We start from the raw sequence: 26,233 nt of genomic DNA on the forward strand, positions 1-26,233 counted from the left end.
CGCCGAGTCTAGGACAAGCCCCGCGGCAGGTCCGGTGGTTGACCGGACCGCCCGCGGGGCGCTCGTCACACCTTCAGGTACTTGCGCAACGCGATGAACGCGGCGAGGGAGGGCATCAGCACGCCGATGACGAGCACCAGCGGCAGCTTGGTCAGGACCGAGTCCCAGCCGATGAAGTTGATGAGCTCCATCCTCGCGCGCAGCCCGAACCCGTGGTCGATCACGAAGTACTGGCCGGCGCCGAGCATCCCGCAGGCGAAGAAGGCGCCGATGAGGCCGGCGAAGGCGGCCTCCATGATGAACGGCACCTGGATGTAGAAGCTGGAGGCGCCCACCAGCCGCATGATCCCGGTCTCGCGCCGACGGCTGAAGGCCGAGACGCGCACCGTGTTGACGATCAGCAGCAGCGCCACGACCAGCATGATCAGCATGATGCCGAGGGCGGCCCAGTTGAGGGCGCCGAGCAGCTTGAAGAGGCTGTCCAGCACGTTGCGCTGGTCCTCGACCGACTGGACCCCGTCGCGGCCGGAGAAGGAGGTCGTGATGACCTTGTACTTCTCCGGGTCCTTGAGCTTGACCCGGAGGGATTCCTGCATCTGGTCCGGGGTGATGGAAGCGGCCAGGGCGGTGTGCCCGTACTGCTCCTGGTAGTGCTTGAAGGCCTCGTCGGCGGACTCGGGGGTGACCTTCTCCACCAGCTCCATCTTCTCGAGCTCGGCCTGGATGGCCTGCTTCTGCTCGGGGGTGACCGCCCCCTTCGAGCAGACCCCGCCGGCGCCCTCCGCGTCGTTCTTGTTGCAGAGGTAGACCGTGACGTTGGCCTTGTCGTACCAGTAGCCCTTCATCTTGCTCACCTGGTCGCGCATGAGCAGTGAGCCGCCGAACAGGGCCAGCGAGAGGGATACGGAAATGATGACCGCGAAGGTCATGGTCAGATTGCGGCGGAGACCGACCCCGATCTCCGACATGACGAACTGGGCGCGCATCGCGTCTCAGGAGCCTTTCAGTGCTGGTAGCCGTAGACGCCGCGCGACTGGTCGCGGACGAGACGGCCCTGCTCGAGTTCGATGACGCGCTTGCGCATCTGGTCGACGATCTGCTGGTCGTGGGTCGCCATGATCACGGTGGTGCCGGTCCGGTTGATCCGGTCCAGCAGCTTCATGATCCCGACGGAGGTCTGGGGGTCCAGGTTGCCGGTGGGCTCGTCCGCGATCAGCAGGGCCGGGCGGTTGACGAAGGCGCGGGCGATGGCCACGCGCTGCTGCTCACCACCGGAGAGCTCGCCGGGCATCCGGTCCTCCTTGCCGCCGAGGCCGACGAGTTCGAGGACCTGCGGGACGGCCTTCTTGATCTCGCCGCGCGGTCTGCCGATGACCTCCTGGGCGAAGGCCACGTTGTCGGCCACCGACTTGTTGGGCAGGAGCCGGAAGTCCTGGAACACGGTCCCCAGCTGGCGCCGCATGTGCGGAACCTTCCAGTTGGAGAGCCTGGCGAGGTCCTTGCCCAGGACGTGCACCTGGCCTTGGCTCGCCCGCTCCTCGCGCAGGATGAGCCGCATGAAGGTGGACTTGCCGGAGCCGGAGGAGCCGACCAGGAAGACGAACTCGCCCTTCGCGATGTCCAGGGAGACATCTCTGAGTGCGGGACGGCTCTGCTTCGGGTAGGACTTGGAGACGTTGTCGAATCGGATCACGGGTGCACCACGGTCGCCGGGAGTAGGTGTGCGTGACCATACGCGAACGGGCGCGAGGTGGGGACCCGGCGTCCGGAGTTGCCCGATATATCCCCTGGTCCCCGGCGTGCGCGACCGTGATTGCCCGGACGGGCCGCGCCTAATGTCTCCGGAGCTGGCACAGTGGTAGGGGAACGGAGTCGTTCCCGCTGCCGTTGTACCCGAGGGGACGAAAGGAGGAGCGCATGACATACGACCGGCTCGTGTGCGCGAACTGCGCCGCGCCCGTGAACCAGGGCCGCTGCCCGGTGTGCCGGGCGAACCGCCAGCGCCTCCAGCAGGAAGGCCCCTTTTCCGGCGGCCTCAACCCGATGGCGCTCATCGCGCTGCTCGTGATCCTGGTGGCCGCGCTCGCACTGGTGGCCCAGCAGACGGCGTAGCTCCTCAGCCGCCACGTCCCGATCAGACGCACAGCTCTCAAGACACACAGCGGAAGGGCCCGGACACCTGAGTGGTGTCCGGGCCCTTCCGTCACGTGTACGTGCTTACGCGGTCTGCTCCTGCTGCTTGCGCCAGCGGATGCCGGCCTCGAGGAAGCCGTCGATCTCGCCGTCGAGCACCGCCTGCGGGTTGCCGACCTCGAACTCCGTCCGGAGGTCCTTGACCATCTGGTACGGGTGCAGGACGTAGGACCGCATCTGGTTGCCCCAGGAGCTTCCGCCGTCCTTGAGGGCGTCCATCTTGTCCTTCTCCTCCTGGCGGCGCCGCTCGAGCAGCTTGGCCTGGAGGACGTTCATGGCGCTGGCCTTGTTCTGGATCTGCGAGCGCTCGTTCTGGCAGGAGACCACGATGCCGGTCGGGAGGTGCGTGATGCGCACCGCCGAGTCGGTCGTGTTGACGCCCTGCCCACCGGGGCCCGAGGCGCGGTAGACGTCCACGCGCAGCTCGGCCTCGTCGATCTCGACGTGGTCGCTGGTCTCGACGACCGGCAGCACCTCGACGCCCGCGAAGGAGGTCTGGCGGCGCCCCTGGTTGTCGAAGGGCGAAATCCGGACGAGGCGGTGGGTGCCCTGCTCCACGGAGAGCGTGCCGTACGCGTACGGGGCCTTGACCACGAAGGTGGTCGACTTGATGCCGGCCTCTTCCGCGTACGAGGTCTCGTAGATCTCGGTCGGGTAGCCGTGGCGCTCGGCCCAGCGCAGGTACATGCGCTGCAGGCGCTCGGCGAAGTCGGAGGCGTCCACGCCGCCGGCCTCGGCACGGATGTTGACCAGCGCCTCGCGCTCGGCGTACTCGCCGGAGAGCAGGGTGCGGACCTCCATCTCGTCCAGCGCCTTGCGCACGGAGACCAGCTCGGTCTCCGCCTCGGCGAGGGTGTCCGCGTCTTCCATCTCCACGGCGAGCTCGAAGAGGACCGCGAGGTCGTCGATGCGCCCGCGCAGGGTCTCGGTCTTGCGGACCTCGGCCTGGAGGTGCGAAAGCTTGCTCGTGATCTTCTGGGCGGCGTCCGGGTCGTCCCACAGGGACGGCGCGGCGGCCTGCTCCTCGAGCACGGCGATTTCTGCCCTCAGCTTGTCGAGGTCCAGGACGGCCTCGATCGACCCCATGGTCGAGGAGAGGGACTTCAGCTCTTCGGAAACATCGACGACTGCCACGGGTCCAGCGTAGCCGGTCCGGGGAGGCGCCTCTCCGGCCAGGCCGAATCACCCGTATTGGCGGACGATCGCACGGGCGTACGCTCACCGTATGACTGTCCTCCTCCTCGTCAAGCGCCGCCATGTGGACCACATGCGCGTCACGACGACGAGCTGTCTGCCGCCGGCCCCGCACCAAGCCTGATCCACCCCGATCCGACTTGGTCCTGTAAGTGGCCCCGCGGCCCCGGCGCCAACCCCTGCCGACCGCCCCCCTCGGCCACGACCCCCGACATCCCCGGGGGACAGGACCCCGTGACATCCGAAACGGAGCCGTCATGCCGTCCGCCCACTCTTCCGACTCTCTCCCGGTCCTGGACCTCTCCCGGGCCGATGATCCGGCCCTGCGCGACTCCTTCCGCAAGGAACTGCACGCGGCCGCCCGGGACAGCGGTTTCCTGCACCTGACCGGGCACGGCGTCACCGCCGCCGAAACCACCCGCATGCTGGAGCTGACCAGGGCCTTCTTCGCGCTCCCGGAGGCCGACCGGCTGGCCGTGAGCAATCTGAACTCCCCGCACTTCCGCGGCTACACCCGCATCGGCCACGAGCTGACGGGCGGCGCCTCCGACTGGCGGGACCAGCTGGACGTCGGCGCGGAGCGGCCCGCGCCCGTGCTGGGCCCGGACGACCCGGCCTACCTGTGGCTGGAGGGCCCCAACCAGTGGCCCGAGGCCCTTCCGCAGCTACGGGACGTGGTGCTGGAGTGGCAGTCCCGGCTGGCGGCCGTCGCCCACCGCCTGCTCCAGGAGCTGCTGGCCTCCATCGGCGCCCCCGCCGACTTCTTCGACGAGGCCTTCGCCGACCGCCCCCACCTGCACACGAAGCTGATCCGCTACCCGGGATCCTCGCCGACCGGCACCGACCAGGGGGTCGGGGCCCACAAGGACTACGGATTCCTCACCCTGCTGCTCCAGGACACGGTGGGCGGGCTGCAGGTGGTCCGGGACGGGGCCTTCGTGGACGTTCCCCCGCTGCCGGGGGCGTTCGTGGTCAACCTCGGCGAGCTGCTGGAGATAGCGACGGAGGGGTACCTGACGGCCACGGACCACCGGGTGGTGAGCCCGGCGGGCGCCGTGGAGCGGTATTCGGTTCCGTTCTTCTACAACCCGCGCCTGGACGCCGTCATCGAGACGGTCCCCGGCGACTACCTGCGCTCCGCCCCCGGGCTCGCGCAGGACGCGTCGAACCCGCTGCACGCGGAGTACGGCCGCAACGAGCTCAAGGGATGGGTCCGCGCCCACCCGGCGGTGGCGCGGCGCTGGCATCCGGAGCTGGCGGGGGCGTAAATCCAGCCCCGCCGGCGTTTGAGGCGCGGGTCTGGGCAGAGCCCAGGGAACGGTGGAAGGGCGGGTAGGGGACGGCCCCGCAGGGTGCCTACGGGGCGACGCCCCCGCAGGGTGCCTACGGGGCCGTCGAGCCCGACTGCTTGCTGTCCTGCGGCGGCGCCGAGTCGGAGGAGACGGCCAGCCAGCTCCCGACCCCGACCGCAGCGGCCAGCGCAACGGCCGCGGCGGACAGCGCCAGCCGGCGCTTGCGGACCGTCTCCGCCCGGTGCCGCGCGGAGCCCGGCCGGTGGCCGCCCGCGGGGCGCGGGACGCGGGCGGTGCCCAGCGCGCCGCCCGCCAGCTCGTCCGGACCCGGCACCCGCATCGAGGTGTGGGTGTCGCGGTTGGAGTCCGTGGAGGAGCCGGAGCCGGGGACCAGCGGGACCACTCCGCGGCGCCGGACCGGGTCCGTCACCACGGCCTCCGGTTCCGGTGCGTCCGGCTGCTCGGGCTCGTCCGGCTCGTCCACGTCCAGCGGCGGCATCCCCGCCAGCAGCGGCTGCAGGTCCCGCAGCCGCAGGGAGAGCTCCGAGGCGCGCAGCCTCGATGCGGGGGCCTTCGCCAGGCACTGGACGATCAGCTGCCACAGCTCGTCGGGGATCCCGGGCAGCGGGACGACGGTCTCGGTCACGTGGCGGCGTAGGACCGCCCCGGGATGCCCGCCGCCGAACGGGGTGAAGCCCGCCAGCAGCTCGTACAGGACGGTGGCGAGGGCGTAGATGTCCACGGCCGCACGCGGGGGCAGGCCCTCCACTATCTCGGGCGCCAGATAGTCCGGGGTCCCGATGATCCGGGTGGTCGGGGACGGGACCCGGCCGCCGGAGGCCCGCCTCGGCGAGTCGATGAGCTTGGCCACGCCGAAGTCGGTGAGCAGCGCCGGATGCGCGCCGCCCGGCCCGAGCGGGCCCTGCATGTCGAGCAGGACGTTCTCCGGTTTGACGTCCCGGTGCACCACCCCGGCCGCGTGCGCGGCCGCCAGTGCGTCCGCGACGTCCGCGACGATCGCGACGGCCGCCTCGGGGGCGAGCCGCCGCTCGCGGTCGAGGCGCGTGCGCAGGTCCGTACCGCGTACGAGGTCCATGACGAGGGCGAGGTCGTTGCCGTCCACGACGAGGTCGCGGACGCCGACGACGTGCGGGTGCTCCAGCCCGAGCAGTGCGCTGCGCTCCTGGACGAACCGTCCGACGAGTTCCTGGTCGGACGCGAGGTCTTCGCGCAGCAGTTTGACGGCGACGGGGCCGTCCGGCCCCTCACCCAGCCATACCGTGCCCGCGCTGCCGCGCCCAAGGATCTGGTGCGCGGTGTACCGGCTGCCGATCTTCCGTGCCACAACTGCTCCCTCAGCGGCTGGCGTACGCACCAAAGCTACGCGGCCGGGTGGGGGTTGGAGTCCACGGATCGCGGCGACCTTCACTTCTGCGGGCGAAATCACGTCCCAGAAGTCGACAAATCCACGAAGTCAGCGCTATGAGGCCGGATTCGGGGGCCATTTCGCGCCAATCATCGGGCCGGTTCCGGTTCCGGATCAGGGGGTGGAGCCGCCTCCCGTGGCGTCGCCGATCGTGCTGACCCAGTCCACTACGTCCGAACCCCAGGTCCACACCTGGTCCCACCAGCCCTTGCCGGTGCCGACCCACTCCTGGAGCGGGGTCAGCTCCCAGACCAGCCAGCCCGCGACGAAGAACACCAGGATGAGCACCAGGCAGCCCTTCAGGCAGCCCAGACCCGGGATCTTCACCGGGTTCGCGCTGCGGCGGCGCGGCTCGGCCGGCTCCCGCTCGGGCGGCCGCTGCCGCTGCGGCGGGCCCTGCGGGGGCTGCTGCTGGGGCTGGCGGTACTGGGGCTGCCCCTGCTGCTGCGGCTGCTGGTACTGCTGGGGCTGCTGCTGCGGCTGGTAGTGCTGCGGCGGGGGCTGCGGCGCGTACTGCTGCTGCGGGTACTGCTGTTGCTGGTGCTGCGGGGGCCGCTGCTGCTGCGGGTACTGCTGCTGCGGCGGGCCCTGCCGGTACGGCTGCTGCTGCGGGGGCTGCTGCGGCTGGCGGTACTGGGGCGGCTGCTGCTGCGGCGGCGGGGGCGCCTGGCGCTGCGGCCGGCGGCGCAGCGGGTCCTCGCTCGGGTCGAGGTACTGCATCTGCGTCTGCTCGTTGCGGTCGCGGGCGGCCTGCATCTGCGACTGCCACGGGTGCGGCTGGTCCGGCCGCTGCACGGGCGGCATCACCGAGGTCGGATCCGCGCCGCCCTGACCGCCCGGACCGCCCGTGCTGGGCAGCACGGACGTGGCGTCGGCCGCGCCGACCGGCGGCAGCACGCTGGTCATGCCGTTGGGGTCGTACGCCCCCATCGGGGAGACCCCGGCGGAGGCCCCGGCGCCACCGGGGAGCACCTGGGTCGCGTCCGCGGGCCCGTGGGAACCGGGGGTCGCGGGGACCGGTGCGGGCGAGGTGTCCGGGGCGAGCAATGCGCCGACGCCGAGCGCGGCCTCGACCTCGGCCGCCGTGGAGTGCACGCCGATGCCGGAGGCCACGACGCGCAGGCCGCGCGCCAGGCTCTCCGCGCTCGGGCGCTCGTAGGGCTCCTTGCGCAGGCAGCGCTCGATGACCGTCCACAGCGGCTCGGGGACGTTCGCCGGGCGCTGCGGGTCCTCGCTGAGGTGGCGGTGCAGGACCTCGAGGGCGGTACCGCCGGCGAAGGGCGGGCGGCCGGTGAGGAGCTCGTAGAGCAGGATGCCGGCGCCGTAGATGTCCACGGCGGAGGTCTGAGGGCGGCCCTCGGCGGACTCGGGGGCCACGTAGGCCGGGGTCCCGACGAACTCGTGGGTGCGGGTCAGACCCGGGGAGTCGGCCAGGCGCGCGATGCCGAAGTCGGTGAGCATCGGCTTCATCTGGCCGTCGCGCTCGTCGAGCAGGACGTTGGCGGGCTTCAGGTCGCGGTGGACCACGCCGTCGGCGTGGCTGGCGGCGAGCGCGTCCGCGATCTGGGCGGTCAGCAGGCTCGCGGCGACCGGGGTGAAGGGGCCGTTCTCGCGGAGGTACTTGTGCAGGTCGGGACCCTCGATGAGGTCCATGACGAGCGCGAGGAGATCGCCTTCGACGACGAGGTCGCGGGTGCGGACGATGTTGGGGTGGGTCAGGCGCAGCAGGACGGAGCGCTCGCGCAGGAAGCGCATGACGATGTCGGCGTCCTGGGCCAGCTCCTCCTTGAGGACCTTGATGGCCACGGTCTCGCCGGCGTGGCCGGTGACGGCCGCTTCGGCGCCGGCCGCCTCCCGCTGGCTGGCGCGCCAGACGGTGCCCGTGGCGCCGCGTCCGAGCGGCTCCACGAGGAGGTACTTGCTGCCGACTGGCCGCACGTCGCGCGCTCCTTGTTCGTCGTCGATCCCGCCGTCGATCCCGTCGTGCATCTCGTCGTGATCTCGTCGGGTTCCGTCGTCGGATCCGGTCGTCGGATTCGGTCGATCCGGCGCTGGGTTTTCCGGCCCACTCTAGGGGGTGTCCTGTGGGAAGACGCGGGGCATGGAGGGTTGGTTGCCGCACATATGCACGAAGGGTGATGTTTGCGGCGTATGCCGGGGGCGATTTTCCGCGCCTTGATGTCCATATGCGATCGGCCCGGCCGCAGGTCCGGTGCCGGTCCGCGACCGATCAAGATCACTTGTCGGTGGGTGACGGGCGTGTTGTGTACGACAGGTGCGAGGATGCACCCGTACGGAACGGCCGGGACGGGAGCCCCGCCGCTCCGGGCAGACCTGACCGGACGACGCGTCCGTGCCGGGTGGGGGCGGTCGGGCACGCATGGGATCCATCCCGTGCCGTGCCCCGTGGGTCCCTGCCGGGCGCTAACACCGCGCACCGCGCAGAAGGGACCGCTGACAGCGATGCAGATCCGGCTGACCGTCCTCGGGTCGGGGTCGCGCAGCGGCCACCACCAGGCCACGACCGCCCACACCTCCTCCGCTTCCTCCGGCGGCGCCGGACCGGCCAGCTGTGACGTGCTCGTCACCGCGCCCGTCGGCACCGCCCTGTCCGCGGTGGCCTCCGGACTCGCGGCCACCGTCGGAGGGCCCGACACCGGCGGCACGGTCGTGCTCTACGCCGGTACGGAACGGCTCGATCCCGCGCGCTGCGTGCTCGGCGAACCGCCGCTCGTGGACGGGGCGGTCCTCTCCCTGCACCTGCCCGGCCCCGACGTCCTGGCCGACACCGAGACCGCGGACGGCCCCCAGCTGCACGTGGTGGCCGGACCCGACGCGGGCGGCGTGCACCTGCTGCACCCGGGGGCGATCCGGATCGGGCGCTCGGCCGACGCGGACGTCCCCCTCGACGATCCCGACGTCTCGCGACTGCACTGCACCGTCACGGTGCTCCCGGACGGGCGGGTGGCCGTGGCCGACCTCGGCTCGACGAACGGCACCGCGCTCGACGGGGCGGCGGTCGGGGCGGAGCCGGTGGCGCTGGCGCCGGGGGCGCTGCTGCAGGTCGGCGAATCCACCCTCCGCCTCGCTACGGGGCCGATGCCCGCGCCGCTGACCCTGACCCCCGATCTGGAGGGCCACCTGTCCCTCACCCTGCCGGGCCCTGGCGCGGGCGCGGGCGCCTCCGGCGGAGCATGGAGCGCTACGCAGGGCACTCCGTCCGGGTCCGGCCAGGGCGCGGGGTCCGGCGGAGCCCGGGGGCCCGGCGGGGGACCGCAGGGACAGTTCCCCCACCCCGCCCCTTCCCGAAACGGGGGCTCCGCCCCCGACCCCGGCATGCCCGGCGCGGGCCGGGCCGGTTCCGGCGCCTCCGGCGCGAGCTGGGACACCTCCGGGACGGGCCACGGCCCCGGCGCCTCGGGCGGCGGCCCCCGGGCCGGTTCCGGCGCCCCGGGCCCGGAGCAGCACGGCGCGGCCGGGTGGGAGGGCTCCGACACCTCCGGCACCGGCTGGGGCACGCCCGCGACAGGCCACGACTCCGGCACTTCCGGCCGGGGCCGCACCGGCGGAGCCGGCTGGGACGGCAGCATCGGCTCCGATGCCCGCCGGGAAGGAGACTCCGTCCCCGCGCAGCACGGGCGCGACGTTGCCTCCGGCGCGGGATCGCCCGGTGTCGCCGGTGTGGAGCAGTACGGCGAAGCCGGTTGGGGCGCCCCCTCGGGCGCGGCCCGGGGCCCGCAGGACCCCCGAGCCGCCCAAGGCGCCCAAGGCGACGGCTCCGCGGCCGGTCCGGGCGGGGCCTCCGCGCCCCGTCGGGCCGCCCGGCGCGGGATCGGGGCCTGGGCCCGCAAGTGGGTGCGCGGGGAGGAGGCCGCCGAGGCGGTCGGCGGCGAGGCGGTGGCCGCGGCCGCCGCGGCCGGGTTCTCCGGCGCGCGGCCCGGGGTCGACGATCCCGCCGCGCTGCTGCTCGCCGCCCTCGGTCCGGCCCCGCGGCTGTGGTCCGGGCCCGCCGGGCTCGACGTCACGCTCGGCGTCGGCAGCAAGGTCGCGCTGCTGGAGACCGGCGCGCTCGGCATCGCCGGGCCCCGGGCCCGCCTGACCGGCGTGGCCCGGTCCGTGATCGCCCAGCTCGCCGCCCTGCACGCGCCCGGCCAGCGGCTGGAGATCGTGCTGGTCTCCGCCGACCGGGCCCGCCCGCTCGCCGAACGCCGCCGCGACTGGGGCTGGCTCGGCTGGCTGCCCCACGTACGGCCCGCGCACGGGCAGGACTGCCGGCTGCTGCTCGCGTACGACCGCGATCAGGCGGCCGCCCGCGCCGGTGAGCTGACCCGCCGCCTCGACGACGGTCCCCTCGGCGTCCATTGGGCCGGCGCCTCCGCGGAGGCCGTCCGCGAGGCCTCGTACGGCTACCGGGGCCCCTACACCCTCCTCGTCCTCGACGGGGATCCCGGCGCCGGAGCCCTGCGGGACGTCACCGGCCGCCTCGCCTCGCACGGGCCGGCCGCCGGGATCCACGTGCTGGCGCTCGCCGAGTCCCCGGCCACGACCCCCGCCTCGCTCGTCGCCGAGACCTACGAGAGCGCCTGCGCCGCCACCCCCGCCTTCCGGGACTGCGGCACCGTCGCCCTGCTCAGCGGGGACGTGGCCACGGCGGTACGGACCTTCGCGGTCTCCCACGGCAAGCCGGTCCCGCCCGGCGAGACGGCCACGGCCGACGCCGTCTCGGTGGCCTGGGCGGAGCGGTTCGCCCGCGCCCTGGCCCCACTGAAGGCCGACTCGCCCGCCACGGAGGGCTACCGGCCGTCCGCCGCCACCCTCCCCCCGACCTCCCGGCTGCTCGACGAGCTGGGGCTGGCGCGGGCCACCCCGGCCTCGCTGATGGCCCGTTGGGCCGCCGCCACCGACCAGGGCCAGAGCGTCGGCGGCCTCGCCGAGATCGTGCTCGGCTCCGGACGTCGCGGGCCCGTGGGCGCCGAACTCGTCACCGACGGCCCGCACGTACTGATCGAGGGGCCCGCCGGAAGCGGCCGCACCGAGCTGCTGCGTTCCGTCGCCGCCTCCCTGTCGGCCGCCTCCCGGCCCGACCGGCTCGGCCTGGTGCTGCTCGACGGGGCCGGCGGGGAGCGCGGTGACGGGCTGCTGCCCTGTACCGAGCTGCCGCACGTCTCGGCCCATCTCGTGGCCTCCGACCCGCTGCGCATGCGGGAATTCGCGCAGGCGCTGGGCGCCGAGCTCAAGCGGCGGGCGGAGCTCCTGGACGGGGTGCCCTTCGCCGAGTGGCACGCGCTGCGCGAGGTCTCCGACCGGATGGTCTCGCCCCGTCAGCCCACCCCGGGCGAACTGCGCGGCGATCTGGAGCCCCAGCGCTCCGGCACCCTGCGGCTGCGCTCCTCCGCCACCCGCACCGACCCGGCGGGGCCGAGCCCGCTGCCGCGCCTGGTCGTGCTGGTGGACGACTTCGACGCGCTGGTCGCGCCGGGCCTGGGCAGTACGGGCCGGCCCGCCGCCGGTTCGGTGGTCCGCGCGCTGGAGGCGGTGGCCCGCGAGGGTGCCCGGCTCGGGGTGCACCTGGTGGCCACCAGCGCCCGCCCGGACCGGACCGCCGACACCGAGCTGGCCCGGCTGGCCACCTTGCGGGTCGAGCTCGACGCCCCCGACCAGCCGGGGCCCGGGCGCGGTCTGCTCCGGTACTCCGACGGCCGCGCCGTCCCGTTCCAGGGCGGCCGGGTCACCGGCAGGATCCCCCGGACGGCGACTCAACGGCCGACGGTGGTGCCGGTGGAGTGGGAGCGGATGGGCGATCCGCCGACCCGCCGTCCGGTCCGCGAACTGGGCAACGGCCCGACCGACCTCGCGCTGCTGGCCAGCGCCCTGGACCGGGCCTCGCACCTGGTCTCGGCGATACCGGTGCTCTTCCCGCCCGCCCCCTGAGGGCCGCCCGCAAGGGCCGCGCTCACCGGCAAGGCGGTATTGCGGGGGTGCGCGGGGCGGCGTAGACCTTGTGGCACGGGACACACCACGGCCACACAGGCATCGGGGGCAGAGCCATGCGCAGACTGCACGGAGCGAACCGCACGAAGACCGGGACCGGCGCGAGGACCCGTACGAGAGCCCGTACGAGGGCCCGCGCCTGGGCGGCGCTGATCGCCACGGGCGCGCTCGCGCTCACCGCGTGCGGCAGCGACGGCGGCGGCAAGGAGCCGGGGCCGAAGGGCGGCAGTGCGACGCCCGCCGGGCCCGCGGTCGCGTTACCCCGGCTGGACGGCGAGAAGCTGGAGGTCGCGGCGGTCTGGACGGGCCCCGAACAGGCCAACTTCACCAAGGTGCTGAAGGAGTTCGAGCAGCGGACCGGCGCCACCGTCACCTTCGTGCCCGCGCAGGACCCGATCGTCACCTTCCTCGGCACGAAGATCGCGGGCGGCTCCCCGCCGGACGTGGCGCTGCTCCCGCAGGTCGGCGCGCTGGTCTCGGCGGTCAAGAACAAGTGGGTCCAGCCGGTCGGCGCCGAGGCGCAGGCCCAGCTGGACAAGAACTACTCGAACGGCTGGAAGACCCTGGGAGCGGTCGACGGAACCCAGTACGGGGTGTACTACAAGGCCGCCAACAAGTCGCTGATCTGGTACAACGCGAAGGCTTTCGAGGCGGCGGGCGTCCAGCCCCCGAAGACCTGGAAGGAGCTCCTGACGGCGGCCGACACCCTGTCCGCGTCCGGTACCCCGGCGGTCTCGGTGGCCGGCGCCGACGGCTGGACCCTGACCGACTGGTTCGAGAACGTCTACCTGTCCCAGGCGGGCCCGGAGAAGTACGACCAGCTGGCCAAGCACCAGATCAAGTGGACGGACGACAGCGTCAAGCAGGCGCTGGCCTCGCTCGCCGAGCTGTTCGGCCGCAAGGACTTCCTGGCGGGCGGCCAGAGCGGGGCGCTGGCGACGGAGTTCCCCAAGTCGGTGACGCAGACCTTCACCGGTGGCGACCGGCCGGCGGCCGCGATGGTCTACGAGGGCGACTTCGTGGCGGTCAACATCGCCCAGACGGAGGCGAAGGTGGGCAAGGACGCCCTGGTCTTCCCCTTCCCCAGTGTCGGCGCCAAGGCCCCGGTGGTCTCCGGCGGCGACGTGGCGGTCGCGCTGAAGCCCTCGAAGGGCGCGCAGGCGCTGCTGACCTTCCTGGCCTCGGCGGATTCGGCGCGGATCCAGGCGGGCGAGGGCGGCTTCCTGTCCCCGAACAAGTCCCTCGAGCTGAGCGCGTACCCGAACGACATCCAGCGCGGCATCGCCCAGGCCCTGATCGCGGCGGGCGACGACTTCCGCTTCGACATGTCCGACCAGGCTCCGGCGGCCTTCGGCGGGACCCCGGGCGCGGGCGAGTGGAAGGCGCTCCAGGACTTCCTGGCGAACCCGTCGGACGTGGCGGGCACCCAGGCGAGGCTGGAGGCGGACGCGGCCAAGGCCTACGGGAACTGATCCCCGTGGCCTCCACGACCGGGACCGCGCCCAAGGCCTCCCCCACCCGGGCGGGGGAGGCCCGGCGCCGCCGCCTGACGGCGGTGGCGTTCCTCCTGCCCGCCCTCGTCCTGCTCGGCGCGCTCGTCGTGCACCCCATCGGCTACTCGGTCTACCGCAGCTTCTTCGACCGCCCCGGGGACACCTTCGTGGGCGGCGGCAACTACCGGGAGATCCTCCACGACTCCACCATCCGCACCGCCCTGAAGAACACGGCGGTGTGGGTGGTGCTGGCCCCGGTCACCGCCACCGCGCTCGGTCTGGTCTTCGCGGTGCTGACCGAACGGGTGCGCTGGGGAACGGCGTTCAAGCTGGTCGTCTTCATGCCGATGGCCATCTCCATGCTCGCGGCGGGCATCATCTTCCGGCTCGTCTACGACCACGACCCCGACCGGGGCGTCGCCAACGCCGTCTGGGTCGGCGTCCACGACACCTTCGCCGAATCCTCCGCCTTCCCCAAGGCCCGCCCCGGCCGGGACTCCCCGCTGCTCCCGGCCGACGGGGGCGGGTACACGACCCGCGATCCGGTACGGGCGGGCGTGCCCGTGCTGCTCCCGCTGGTCGGGATCGCCCCGGAGGACCTGCCCAAGGGCGCGGGCCCGGCGAAGGCGCCCGCCGCCGAGCCCGGGAAGGTCACCGGTACCGCCTGGCAGGACTTCACCCGGGGCGGCGGCGGCACGGTGAACACGGTCGACCCCACCGAGTCCGCGCTCGCCGGGCTGCGGATCGAGGCGGTCAAGGACGGCCGGGTGGTCGATACGGCGACGGCCCGGGCCGACGGCACCTTCACCCTGTCCGCGCGGGCCGACGGGGCGCTGCTGCGACTGCCCGCATCGAACTTCCGGGAGGCGTACGGGGGCGTGGAGTGGCTCGGCCCGACGCTGGTGACCCCGGCGGTCATCGGGGCCTACGTGTGGATGTGGGCCGGGTTCGCGATGGTGCTGATCGGGGCGGGGCTGGCCGCCCTGCCGCGCGAGCTGCTGGAGGCGGCGCGGGTGGACGGGGCGAGCGAGTGGCAGGTGTTCCGGCGGATCACCGTGCCGCTGCTGGGGCCCGTCCTGGCGGTGGTCCTCGTCACCCTGGTCATCAACGTGATGAAGGTCTTCGACCTGGTGTTCGTGATCGCGCCGGGAGCGGTGCAGGACGACGCCAACGTCCTCGCGCTCCAGCTGTACCGGACCTCCTTCGGCACCGACGCGGACCCGGGGCTCGGTTCCGCGATCGCGGTCCTGCTGCTGGTGCTGGTGCTGCCCGTCATGGCCTACAACATCCGCCGGATCCGCCGGGAGGCCCGCCGATGAGCACGCCCCGAACCGTCCCGCGGCGCTCCCCGCACCCCCTGCGCGCCCTCGGCTCGCGCGCGGCCGGCGGCGCGCTGCGCGTCTTCCTGGTCCTGACGGCCCTGTTCTGGCTGCTGCCCACCCTCGGCCTGCTGATCTCCTCCTTCCTCTCCCCCACCGAACTGAACCGCGGCGGCTGGTGGCAGGCGCTGACCGCGCCCTCCCGGCTGACGGCCGGGAACTACGAGCGGCTGCTGGCCAACGAGACCATCACCGGCTCCCTGCTCAGCACGGCGTACATCGCCGTCCCGGCGACCCTGCTGGTCCTGACGCTGGGCGCGCTCGCCGGATACGCCTTCGCCTGGCTGGAGTTCCCCGGCCGGGACTGGCTGTTCCTGATCGTGGTCGGGCTGCTCGTCGTGCCCGTCCAGGTGGCGCTGATCCCGGTCTCCGAACTCTTCGGCTCCATCGGGCTGTTCGAGACCACCGCCGGGGTGGTGCTGTTCCACACCGCCTTCGGGCTGCCGTTCGCGGTGTTCCTGCTGCGCAACTTCTTCGCGGAGATCCCGCGCGAGCTGCTGGAGGCGGCCCGGCTCGACGGGGCGGGCGAACTGCGGCTGTTCGCACGGGTGGTGCTGCCGCTGGGCGGTCCGGCGATCGCCTCGCTGGGCATCTTCCAGTTCCTGTGGGTGTGGAACGACATGCTGGTCGCGCTGGTCTTCGCGGACTCCAAGCACCCGCCGGTCACGGTCGCCCTCCAGCAGCAGGTACGGCAGTTCGGCAACAACATCGACGTGCTCGCGCCCGGCGCGTTCCTGTCGATGGTGGTGCCGCTCCTCGTCTTCTTCGCCTTCCAGCGGCAGTTCGTCTCGGGGGTGATGGCGGGAGCGGTCAAATAGTCCGGCCCGAAAGCCCGGTCGAGCAGCCCGGTCAAACAGCCCCGCGCACCCCCTGGATCACGGTGCTGACGTGCCCGGTTGACGCTGCGTAACCCGAATGCCACACCCTGCGTAACCCGATCGCCACGCCGGGGGTTCCTGGGCAATATGCCCGCGCCGACCCCTGGATGTGCCGTGCCCCGGTTCAGCGTCATCGTGCCCGCGTACAAGGTCCAGGCGTACCTCCAGGAGAGTCTGGACTCGGTCCTGACCCAGTCGTACCCGGATCTCGAACTGATCGCGGTCGACGACGCCTCCCCGGACGCCTGCGGTTCGATCATCGACGACTACGCGGCCCGGGACCCCCGGGTCACCGCCGTGCACCTGGCGCACAACCTCGGCCTCGGGCCGGCCCGCAACGCGGGCCTGGCCCGGGCCACCGGCGACTACCTGGTCTTCCTCGACGGCGACGACACCCTCGCCCCCGGCGCCCTGCAGGCCATCACCGACCGGCTCAAGGCCACCGGCTCCCCGGACGTCCTGGTCTACGACTACGCGCGCACCTTCTGGACCGGCGAACTGGTCCGCAACAGCCTCTCCCACCGCCTCTCCGAAGACGGCCCGGCCAGCTTCCGCCTCGCCGACCGCCCCTCCCTCCTCGGCATGCTGATGGTGGTCTGGAACAAGACCTACCGCCGCGAGTACGCGGAGCGCGAGGGGCTCACCTTCCCGCCCGGTTTCTACGAGGACACCCCCTGGACCTATCCCGCGCTCCTCGCGGCGGAGTCCGTGGCCGTCCTGGACCGGGTGTGCGTCCACTACCGCCAGCGCCGCACCGGCTCGATCCTGACCACCACCAGCCGCCGCCACCTCGACATCTTCGACCAGTACGACCGCGTCTTCGGCTACCTCGCCACCCGCCCCGAGCTGGAGCGCTGGCGGCCCGCCGTGCACCGGCGGATGGCCGAGCACTTCTGCGCCCTGTACGCGGACCCGCGCCGGCTCCCGCGCGCGGCCCGCTCCGAGTTCTTCGCCCGGGCGAGCGCCCTGCTGCGCCGCTACCGGGTGTCCGGCCCGCGCCCCCTGTCCCTGAGCCGCACCGACCGGGTCCGCCACCTCCTGATGCGGGCGGGCGCGCGGCGCACGTACCGCCTGCTGTCCTCGCTGCGCGCCGCCTCGCTCGCGGCGGGCGGCGCGGGCCTCACGCTGGGCCGGGGCCTGCGCGAATCCGCCCTGCGCCTGCACTACCGCACGCAGCGCCTGCTGCCCCTGCGCCCGGAGCTGGCGGTCTTCTCCGCGTACTGGCACGGCGGTTACGCCTGCAACCCGGCGGCCATCGAGGCCAAACTGCGCGAACTCGCCCCGCGCATGCGGACGGCCTGGATCTGCGATCCGGCGCACGCCTCGACCCTGCCCCGCGAAACCGTGCCCCTGCGGCCGGGTTCGAGGGCGTACTGGACGGCGCTGGCCCGCGCCACGTACCTGGTCACGAACGTCAACTTCGACCGCACGCTGGTCAAGCGCCCCGGCCAGGTCCTCCTCCAGACCCAGCACGGCACCCCGCTCAAGCGGGTCGGCCTCGACCTCCAGGACCGTCCGGCGGCCACCCCGACCACGGACTTCGCCGGTCTGCTGCGGGGCGCGGACCAGTGGGACTACCTGCTCTCCGCGAACCGCCACTCCACCCTCGTCTGGGAGAAGGCGGTGCCGTCCTCGTACACCACGCTCGAATACGGCTACCCGCGCAACGACGTCTTCCACCGGGCGACCCAGGCCGAGGTCCTCGAACTGCGCGAACGCCTCGGCATCCCGCCGGGCTCGACGGCCATCCTGTACGCGCCGACCCACCGCGACTACCGCCGCAGCCGCCCCGACCACCTGGACTTCGAGCGGATCCTGCGCGACCTGGGCCCGCGCTACACGATCCTGACCCGCACCCACCTGACGTACGCGGGCTCGGCGGCCCCGGAGCCGCACCCGCGGCTGCTGGACGTCTCGGCCCACCCCTCGGTGGAGGAACTCTGCCTGGCCTCGGACGCGTTGGTGACGGACTACTCGTCCCTGATGTTCGACTACGCCTCGCTGGACCGCCCGATCGTGATCCACGCGGACGACTGGGAGGCGTACGAGGCCTCGCGCGGCACCTACTTCGACCTGAGGGCCTTCCCGCCGGGCGCGATCGCCCGCACCGAGGACGAGCTGGTGGACATCTTCGCGACGGGCCACTGGCAGGGCTCGCGCTCCGCGCAGCTGCGCGCCTCGTTCCGGACCCGGTTCTGCACGCACGACGACGGCCACGCGGCGGAGCGCGTAGTCCGCCGGGTCTTCCTCAGCCAGCCCGCATCCCCCATCGTCCCCCTGGAAGACCGCCGCCCCACCCCGGCAGCCCCGTCCGCCACCCCGGAACCGACCCTGGCCCACTTGACCTCGGGCCGCTGGCCGTAATTGATCAGCCTCGCCGGCGTTTGAGGCGCGGGGTCCGGGGCGGAGCCCCGGGGAACGGTGGAAGGGCGGGTAGGGGACGGCTCCGCGCAGCGGCAACCCGGGCGCAGCCCGGGCCGGTCCGCACGCCCGTCAGGCGGACAGGGCCTTGAGCCCAGCGACCACCGACCGCGCCAGGTCGTCCAGATACCCCCCGGGGACCCCGTCCCGCACAACGACCTGCCGCCAATACAACGGCCCGATCGCCAGATCAAGCGCCCGCCCCGCATCCACCCCCACAGGCAGCTCGCCCCGCGAGACCGCCTCCGAGATGATCCCCTCGGCCATCCGCCGCTGCCCCTCCAGCAGTGCTCCCCGTACCGCGTCCGCGATCTCGGGGTTGCGCGCCGCTTCGACCAGCAGGTCCGGGATCACCGCCGAGGCGACCGGGTGCCGCAGCACGTGGGACATCACTTCCAGGAGCGCCCGTACGTCCCCGTAGAGCGTTCCCGTCGACGGCACCGGCAGTCCGTCCACCGCGAATGCCCCCACCAGGTCCAGGACCAGGTGCAGCTTCGACTTCCAGCGGCGGTAGACGGCCGTCTTCCCGACGCCCGCCCGCCGTGCGATGCCCTCGATCGACATCCGGGCGAAGCCGACGGTCGCCAGTTCCTCGACCACGGCCGCCCGGATCGCCTCGGTCACGTCCTCGCGCAGTACGGCGGCCCCTGCGGGGGCTCTTCGGGGGGCGGGGGCGGCAGGCTCAGTGGTCATGAGCAGAGCATAACCCGCGACGACGATACGGTTGCGTTTCGACGCGTCACGTCCTACCCTCGCCGTAGCGACGATACGGACCCGTCCCATCGCAACGTCCCATCGCCAGCGACGCCCCGACCCCGTCGAAAGCGACCCACGTGACAGTGACCACCGCGCCCCCGGCCCCCACGAAGAGCAGGCCCGCCAGGAACGGGGCCAAGGCCCCGGACCCGATCGCCGAACTGGCGGCGGCCCACGACCTGACCCTCAGCGGCGCCCGCCCCTCGCTCCCCTCCTACATCCGGCAGCTCTGGGGCCGTCGCCACTTCGTCACCGCCTACGCCACCGCCCGGATGCACGCCCAGTACAGCCAGGCCAGCCTCGGCCAGGTCTGGCACCTGGTGACCCCGCTGCTCAACGCGGCCGTCTACTACTTCATCTTCGGCCTGGTCATGCACGCCAGCCACGGCGTGCCGAACTACCTGCCGTTCCTGATCACCGGCGTCTTCATCTGGGACTTCATCGGCAGCTGCGTCAACGCCTCCACCCGCGCCGTCCAGAGCAACCTCGGCCTGGTGCGCGCCCTGCACTTCCCCCGGGCCTCCCTTCCCCTCTCCACCGTCGTGCAGCTCTTCCAGCAGCTGCTCGTCACCATGGGCGCACTGATCGTCCTGCTGCTGATCTTCGGCCAGACCCCCTCCCTGAACTGGCTGCTCGTCCTGCCGACCCTCTTCCTCATGGCCTCCTTCTGCGCGGGCTGCGCCATGATCATGGCGAGGATCGGCGCGAAGAGCCCCGACGTCAGCCAGCTGATGCCCTTCGTCCTGCGGACCTGGATGTACGCCTCGGGCGTCATGTGGTCCATCGACGCGATGCTCCGCACGGACCACCTGCCGCACTGGGTCTCCACGGCCCTGAAGACCAACCCCGCGGCCGTCTACATCGACCTGATGCGCTTCGCGCTCATCGACTCGTACAAGGCGAACCAGCTCCCGCACCACGTCTGGCTGATCGCACTCGGCTGGGCCCTGGTCGTCGGCGTCGGCGGGTTCGTCTTCTTCTGGAAGGCTGAGGAGGAGTACGGCCGTGGCTGATACCGCAACCGCACCCCGCACCACCCCGACCCGCGCCCCGCAGGTCCCCGACACCCGCGTCCCGACCGTCATCGCCGACGAGGTCCACGTGGTCTACAAGGTGCACGGCTCGGGCGGCCGCAGGGGCGGCGCCACCGCCGCCCTGAGCCGGATCTTCTCCCGCAAGCCGACCTCCGGCGCGGTCCGCGAGGTGCACGCCGTCAAGGGCGTCAGCTTCACCGCGTACAAGGGCGAGGCCATCGGCCTGATCGGCACCAACGGCTCCGGCAAGTCCACCCTGCTGTCCGCCATCGCCGGCCTCCAGCCGGTGGCCGCCGGCCGGATCTTCTCGCACGGCCAGCCGTCACTGCTCGGCGTGAACGCCGCCCTGATGAACGATCTGACCGGCGAGCGCAACGTGGTCCTCGGCGGCCTCGCGATGGGCATGACCAAGCAGCAGATCCGCGAGCGCTACCAGGACATCGTCGACTTCTCCGGGATCAACGAGAAGGGCGACTTCATCTCGCTCCCCATGCGGACGTACTCCTCGGGCATGGGCGCCCGGCTGCGCTTCTCCATCGCCGCCGCCAAGGACCACGACGTCCTGATGATCGACGAGGCCCTGGCCACCGGCGACGCCGCCTTCCAGCGGCGCAGCCAGGCCCGCATCGAGGAACTGCGCGAGCAGGCCGGCACGGTCTTCCTCGTCTCCCACGGCATCGGCACGGTCCGCGCGACCTGCGACCGCGCGATCTGGCTGGAGTCGGGCGTCCTACGCATGGACGGCCCCTCGGCAGAGGTCTGCGACGCGTACGAGGCCTTCACATCGGGCAAGAACTAGCCCCGCCGAAATCCAGCCCCGCCGGCGTTTGAGGCGCGGGGGTCCGGGGGCAGCGCCCCCGGCAACGGCGCCGCGCCGACACACGAACGGGCCGGGCCCGGGACCAACGAGGTCCCGGGCCCGGCCCGTTCCGGCAAGCACAGCCCGCCAGGGCTACGTGTGCACCCGAAGCAGCGACCGCATGGTCCGCATCGCCACCGACAGGTTCGCCAGGTCGAAGTCGTCCGAGCCCTGGATCTCGTCCAGAGTCGTCCGCGCCCGCCCGATGATCGCCGCGTTCTTCTCCTCCCACGCCTTGAAGCGCTCCTCGGGAGTCGAGGTGCCGTTGCCCACCGACAGCACGTCGGCGGTCAGGGCCGCATGCGCCGAGAACAGGTCCTCGCGGATGGAGGCACGGGCCATGGACTGCCAGCGGTCGGCCCGCGGCAGGTCGATGATCCGGTCCATCAGCTGGGTGATGTTCAGCCGGTCGGCGAGGTCGTAGTACACCTCGGCCACCGCCAGCGGCTCCACGCCCGTACGGTCCGAGATCGCGACGATGTCCAGCGTCGGGAACGCGGACGAGAAGCCGGCCACCTTGGCCGCCAGCTCCTCCGGCACGCCCTCGCCGATCAGCTCGGCCCGGACCGCCTCGTACCACTCCAGGTCCGCGCCGCGCACCAGCTTCGGCAGCTCCGACCAGACCTTCTCCACCCGCTCGGCGAAGAGCTCAATGGTCTCGGTGATCTGGAGCGGCTGCGGCCGGTTGTTCAGCAGCCAGCGGGTGCCGCGCTCGACCAGGCGCCGCGAGTGCAGCCGCACCCGGGTCTGGACGTCGGCGGCGACCTCGTTGTCGAGGGCCTCGACGGCGTCCCACACCCCGGCCAGGCCGAAGATCTCGCGGGCCGCGAGCTGCGCCCGGACGATCTCCTCCAGGGAGGCTCCGGTCTCTTCGCGCAGGCGGTGCAGGAAGGTCGAGCCACCGCTGTTGACGGTGTCGTTGACCAGCACGGTGGTGATGATCTCGCGGCGCAGCGCGTGCCCGTCGACCTGGTCCGGGAACTTGGCCCGGAGCGCGCCCGGGAAGTAGGCGTGCAGCAGGCGGGCGAGGTACGGGTCGTCCGGCAGCTCGGTGTGGATGAGCTCGTCCGCCACCGTGATCTTGGTGTAGGCGAACAGGACGGCGAGCTCCGGCTGGGTCAGGCCCCGGCCGTTGTTGAGGAGCTCGCGGATCTGCCGGTCGTTGGGCAGGAACTCCAGCCCCCGGTCGAGCAGTCCGTCCTTGCCCAGGCGGCGCATGAAGCGCTGCTGGGCGTGGAGCAGGCTGGGCGCCTGGGCCGCGCCGTTGGCCAGGGCGGTGTTCTGCGCGTAGTTGTTGCGCAGGACCAGCCGGCCGACCTCGTCGGTCATCGCGGCGAGGAACTTGTTGCGCTGCTTGACGGTCAGGTCCCCGTCGGCGACGACCGAGTTCAGCAGGATCTTGATGTTCACCTCGTGGTCGGAGGTGTCCACGCCGGCGCTGTTGTCGATGGCGTCGGTGTTGATCTTGCCGCCCTCGCCGCCGGCGCCGCTGCGGGCGAACTCGATGCGGCCGAGCTGGGTCAGACCCAGGTTGCCGCCCTCGCCGATGACCTTGGCCCACACGTCGGAGCCGTTGACGCGGATGGCGTCATTGGCCTTGTCGCCGACGTCCGCGTGCGTCTCGGCCGTCGCCTTGACGTACGTACCGATGCCGCCGTTCCACAGCAGGTCCACGGGGGCCTTGAGGATCGTCTGCATCAGCTCGGCCGGGGTCATCTTGGTGATGCCCGACTCGATGCCGAGGGCCGCGCGGATCTGCGCGTTGACCGGGATGGCCTTCGCGCTGCGCGGGTGGATCCCGCCGCCCTGCGAGAGCAGCGCGGTGTCGTAGTCCGCCCACGAGGAGCGCGGCAGCTCGAACAGGCGCCGGCGCTCGGCGTACGAGGTCGCCGCGTCCGGGTTCGGGTCGATGAAGATGTGCCGGTGGTCGAAGGCTGCGACCAGGCGGATGTGCTCGGAGAGCAGCATGCCGTTGCCGAAGACGTCGCCGGACATGTCGCCGACGCCGACGACCGTGAAGTCCTGGGTCTGGGTGTCGTGCCCGAGCTCGCGGAAGTGCCGCTTGACGGACTCCCAGGCGCCGCGGGCGGTGATGCCCATGCCCTTGTGGTCGTAGCCGGCGCTGCCGCCGGAGGCGAAGGCGTCGCCCAGCCAGAACCCGTAGGACTCCGCGACGCCGTTGGCGATGTCGGAGAAGGTGGCGGTGCCCTTGTCGGCGGCGACGACGAGGTAGGTGTCGTCCTCGTCGTGGCGGACCACGCCCCGGGGGTGCACGACCTCGCCGGCGACCATGTTGTCGGTGATGTCGAGCAGCGCCGAGATGAAGATCTTGTACGAGGCGATGCCCTCGGCGAGCCACGCGTCGCGGTCCACCGACGGGTCCGGCAGGTTCTTGGCGACGAAGCCGCCCTTGGCGCCGACCGGCACGATCACGGTGTTCTTGACCATTTGCGCCTTGACCAGGCCGAGGATCTCCGTACGGAAGTCCTCGCGCCGGTCGGACCAGCGCAGACCGCCTCGGGCGACCTTGCCGAAGCGCAGGTGGACGCCCTCGACGCGCGGGGAGTACACCCAGATCTCGAAGGCCGGACGCGGGGCCGGCAGGTCCGGGATGGCCTGCGGGTCGAACTTCATCGACACGTAGCTGTGCTGCTCGCCCGCGTCGTTCAACTGGAAGAAGTTGGTGCGCAGCGTGGCCTTGATGAGGGTGAGGAAGGACCGCAGGATCCGGTCCTCGTCCAGCGAGGCGACCTGGTCCAGGGCCCCGTCCAGCTCCTCCAGCATCGCGTCCACGAGCTCGCTGCCCGCCGACTGGCGGCCGGGCGACATCCGCGCCTCGAAGAGCGAGACCAGCAGCCGGGTGGTGTGGACGTTGTTGCGGAGGGTGTCCTCCATGTAGTCCTGGCTGAAGGTGGCACCGGCCTGGCGCAGGTACTTGGCGTACGCGCGCAGGACGACGGCCTGTCGCCAGGTCAGCCCGGCGCCCAGCACCAGGGTGTTGAAGTTGTCGTTCTCGGCGTCGCCCTGCCAGACCGCCGCGAAGGCGTCCTGGAACCGCTCGCGGGCGTCGTCGCCGAGGTAGTTGGATGCCGCTGCGGAGTCGCCGTTGCCGTTCGGGAGCGGCATCCGCAGGCCGAAGTCGTAGATCCACGCGTTCGTACGGTCGCTGCACCGCAGCTCGTACGGCCGCTCGTCGGTGACCTCGACGCCCAGGCGCTGCAGGACCGGCAGGACCGCGGACAGGGAGACCTGCTCACCCGTGCGGTAGATCTTGAAACGGCGCTCGCCGGGGCCCGCGCCGACCGGCTCGTACAGCGACAGCGCGAACTCGCGGTCGCTCGCGGACAGCCGCTCCAGGTGGCACAGGTCCGCCACGGCCGCGCGCGGCGAGTGGTCGGCCTTGTAGCCCTCGGGGAAGGAGGTGCCGTACTTGCGCAGCAGCTCGGCGGCGCGCTCCTCGCCCAGCTCGGCCACCAGGGCCTCGCCGAACCCGTCCGCCCAGGAGCGGGCGGCCTCGACCAGCCGGCCCTCGATGCGGTCGACGTCGGCGTCCGTCAGCACGGGCAGCTCCGTGCCCTGCGGGACACGGACCACGAAGTGGATGCGGGAGAGGATCGACTCGGTGTTCCAGGCGGTGAAGTCGACGCTGATGCCGTCGAGCTCCTCCTGCAGGATCGCGATCAGGCGCAGCCGCACACCGGTGGTGTAGCGGTCGCGGGGCAGGTAGACGAGCGCGGAGTAGTAGCGCCCGTACTCGTCCTGGCGCAGGTACAGCCGCAGCCGGCGGCGCTCCTGGAGGTACAGGACGGAGGTGGCGATGGCCTGGAGCTGGTCGACCGGGGTCTGGAACAGCTCGTCGCGCGGGTAGGTCTCCAGGATCTGCAGCAGGTCGCGGCCGTCGTGGCTGGACGGCGCGAAGCCGGCGCCCGCGAGGACCTCGGCGACCTTGCGGCGGATGACCGGGACGCGGCGCACCGACTCGGTGTACGCGGCGGAGGAGAACAGGCCGAGGAAGCGGCGCTCGCCGACGACGTTGCCCTCGGCGTCGAACTTCTTCACGCCCACGTAGTCGAGGTACGAGGGGCGGTGCACGGTGGAGCGGCTGTTGGCCTTGGTCAGCACCAGCAGGCGGTGCTCGCGGGCCTTGGCGCGGGCATCGGCCGGCAGCCGGTTGAAGGAGGGCGAGACGGGGTGGCCGTCCTCCTTGCCGCTGTGCAGCGGGTCGGAGCGCAGGATGCCGAGGCCGGTGCCGGGCACGGCGGCCAGGGAGTCGCCGTCGACGAGGTTGTACTCGCGGTAGCCGAGGAAGGTGAAGTGGTCGTCGGCCAGCCAGCGCAGCAGCTCGCGGGCCTCTTCGAGCTCGTACTCGCGCAGGTCGGGCGCGGTCGGCTCGTCGGGAAGCTCCTCCGCGACGCGCAGCGCGGCGTCGCGCATCTTCTCCCAGTCCTCGACGGACTCGCGCACGTCGGACAGGACGCGCAGCAGATCGCCGGTGATCTGCTTGAGGTCGGCGCGGTCGGTCTCGCGGTCGATCTCCACGTGGATCCAGGACTCGACGAGGGAGTCGTGGGGGCGCGCGGTGCGCGGACCGTGCGCGTCGCAGTCGGGGCCGAGGATCTCGATCAGCTTGCCGGTGACGTCGCGGCGGACGACCACCTGCGGGTGGATCACGACGTGGATGCCGCGGCCCTGGCGGGACAGCTCGTTGGTGACGCTGTCGACCAGGAAGGGCATGTCGTCGGTGACGACCTCGACGACGGAGTGGCTGGAGGTCCAGCCGTTCTCCTCCACCGTGGGCGTGTGCACCCGCACGTTCGCGGTGCCCTGCGGACGGATCTCCGCGATCCGGTAGTGCGAGAGCGCCGCCCCGAACACATCGACCGGGTCCCGGTCGAGGAGGTCCTCGGGGGCGGTGTGCAGGTAGTAGCGCTGGAGGTACGCGAGCATCGTGTCCTGATCAGGACGGTCAGGACGCTCCCCTTGCTCGGACCCAGTCGGAAGTAGCCCCCCGGCCGGGCTGTTCTCAGCTACCCGTGCCGCCCGCGCGAGCAGCTCGGCCTTTGCTTCGTCCAGCTTGGTCTGCATGTCCTCTGGCTCCTGTCGCGCGCCATTGCGTGACGTAGGTGAAGGAAGGAATGACGTAGCGCCGCGAGGCGGGGTGTCGTGGTCCGTTCGGGATCGACGCTATGTCGTCGAGAAAACCGCCGGGGAGAGAATCGGCCATGATCGGCAGGAGGTCCCGGCGGCGGGGATCAGCGATGGCCCGGGCACGGTAGTGCGCCGGGCGCTGGCCGGAGGCTTCAGTGCCTCCGAGGAC

The 26,233-nt window shown here is 72.3% G+C and carries 16 protein-coding genes; 9 read left to right on the forward strand and 7 right to left on the reverse strand.

Translation table 11 applies throughout. From position 1 onward, the window contains the following. Window positions 1-65: 65 nt before the first annotated feature. Window positions 66-986, reverse strand: coding sequence for a permease-like cell division protein FtsX (ftsX, locus tag OG490_RS14120; RefSeq protein WP_330296636.1), 921 nt, complete (start codon window positions 984-986; stop codon window positions 66-68). Window positions 987-1,003: 17 nt separating this feature from the next. Then, window positions 1,004-1,693 carry a cell division ATP-binding protein FtsE gene (gene ftsE / locus OG490_RS14125; RefSeq protein WP_330296637.1) on the reverse strand — a complete coding sequence of 230 codons (690 nt, stop codon included), beginning with the start codon at window positions 1,691-1,693 and terminating at the stop codon, window positions 1,004-1,006. 224 nt (window positions 1,694-1,917) lie between these two features. Here ftsE and OG490_RS14130 point away from each other — a divergent pair, with 224 nt between their 5' ends. Beyond that, window positions 1,918-2,112, forward strand: a complete 195-nt coding sequence (locus OG490_RS14130; RefSeq protein WP_330296638.1) for a hypothetical protein — start codon at window positions 1,918-1,920, stop codon at window positions 2,110-2,112. 105 nt (window positions 2,113-2,217) lie between these two features. Here the strand turns inward: OG490_RS14130 and prfB are convergent, their stop codons facing one another. Further along, complete coding sequence (prfB, locus tag OG490_RS14135; RefSeq protein ID WP_330296639.1) at window positions 2,218-3,327, reverse strand: peptide chain release factor 2; 1,110 nt, start codon at window positions 3,325-3,327, stop codon at window positions 2,218-2,220. A 317-nt stretch (window positions 3,328-3,644) separates the two neighbouring features. Between prfB and OG490_RS14140 the strand changes: the two genes are divergently transcribed. Continuing rightward, window positions 3,645-4,655, forward strand: a complete 1,011-nt coding sequence (locus tag OG490_RS14140; protein ID WP_330296640.1) for an isopenicillin N synthase family dioxygenase — start codon at window positions 3,645-3,647, stop codon at window positions 4,653-4,655. A gap of 115 nt (window positions 4,656-4,770) precedes the next feature. Here the strand turns inward: OG490_RS14140 and OG490_RS14145 are convergent, their stop codons facing one another. Then, window positions 4,771-6,024, reverse strand: coding sequence for a serine/threonine-protein kinase (locus OG490_RS14145; RefSeq protein ID WP_330296641.1), 1,254 nt, complete (start codon window positions 6,022-6,024; stop codon window positions 4,771-4,773). A 195-nt stretch (window positions 6,025-6,219) separates the two neighbouring features. Then, window positions 6,220-8,043, reverse strand: a complete 1,824-nt coding sequence (locus tag OG490_RS14150; RefSeq protein WP_330300919.1) for a serine/threonine-protein kinase — start codon at window positions 8,041-8,043, stop codon at window positions 6,220-6,222. 525 nt (window positions 8,044-8,568) lie between these two features. Here OG490_RS14150 and OG490_RS14155 point away from each other — a divergent pair. The 5 genes from OG490_RS14155 to OG490_RS14175 all read left to right on the forward strand — a co-directional run bounded on the left by OG490_RS14155 (window position 8,569) and on the right by OG490_RS14175 (window position 18,210). After that, window positions 8,569-12,036 carry an FHA domain-containing protein gene (locus OG490_RS14155; RefSeq protein WP_330296642.1) on the forward strand — a complete coding sequence of 1,156 codons (3,468 nt, stop codon included), beginning with the start codon at window positions 8,569-8,571 and terminating at the stop codon, window positions 12,034-12,036. A 116-nt stretch (window positions 12,037-12,152) separates the two neighbouring features. After that, entirely contained in the window at window positions 12,153-13,568 is a 1,416-nt protein-coding gene (locus tag OG490_RS14160; RefSeq protein ID WP_330296643.1) for an ABC transporter substrate-binding protein, read from the forward strand. A 5-nt stretch (window positions 13,569-13,573) separates the two neighbouring features. Further along, window positions 13,574-14,908: a carbohydrate ABC transporter permease gene (locus OG490_RS14165; RefSeq protein WP_443065811.1), complete on the forward strand. Its 1,335-nt coding sequence runs from the start codon at window positions 13,574-13,576 to the stop codon at window positions 14,906-14,908. Then, a complete protein-coding gene (locus tag OG490_RS14170) occupies window positions 14,905-15,786 on the forward strand; it encodes a carbohydrate ABC transporter permease (protein WP_330296644.1) in 882 nt (293 codons plus the stop codon). Before OG490_RS14165 ends, OG490_RS14170 begins: the two co-directional genes overlap by 4 nt. A gap of 174 nt (window positions 15,787-15,960) precedes the next feature. Beyond that, on the forward strand, window positions 15,961-18,210 hold the full coding sequence (locus tag OG490_RS14175) for a bifunctional glycosyltransferase/CDP-glycerol:glycerophosphate glycerophosphotransferase (protein ID WP_330296645.1): 2,250 nt from the start codon (window positions 15,961-15,963) through the stop codon (window positions 18,208-18,210). A 129-nt stretch (window positions 18,211-18,339) separates the two neighbouring features. Here OG490_RS14175 and OG490_RS14180 read toward each other — a convergent pair whose 3' ends face one another. Then, entirely contained in the window at window positions 18,340-18,960 is a 621-nt protein-coding gene (locus OG490_RS14180) for a TetR/AcrR family transcriptional regulator (RefSeq protein ID WP_330296646.1), read from the reverse strand. A gap of 140 nt (window positions 18,961-19,100) precedes the next feature. Between OG490_RS14180 and OG490_RS14185 the strand changes: the two genes are divergently transcribed. After that, window positions 19,101-20,036, forward strand: a complete 936-nt coding sequence (locus OG490_RS14185; RefSeq protein WP_443065812.1) for an ABC transporter permease — start codon at window positions 19,101-19,103, stop codon at window positions 20,034-20,036. Continuing rightward, window positions 20,029-20,856, forward strand: coding sequence for an ABC transporter ATP-binding protein (locus tag OG490_RS14190; RefSeq protein WP_330296647.1), 828 nt, complete (start codon window positions 20,029-20,031; stop codon window positions 20,854-20,856). The genes OG490_RS14185 and OG490_RS14190 overlap by 8 nt, the downstream gene beginning before the upstream one ends. Before the next feature lie 153 nt (window positions 20,857-21,009). Here OG490_RS14190 and OG490_RS14195 read toward each other — a convergent pair whose 3' ends face one another. Continuing rightward, window positions 21,010-26,001 (reverse strand): NAD-glutamate dehydrogenase, encoded by a 4,992-nt coding sequence (locus tag OG490_RS14195; RefSeq protein ID WP_330296648.1) that lies wholly within the window; start codon window positions 25,999-26,001, stop codon window positions 21,010-21,012. Window positions 26,002-26,233 lie beyond the last annotated feature (232 nt).

This window comes from Streptomyces sp. NBC_00503, assembly GCF_036346895.1.
Lineage (GTDB): Bacteria > Actinomycetota > Actinomycetes > Streptomycetales > Streptomycetaceae > Streptomyces.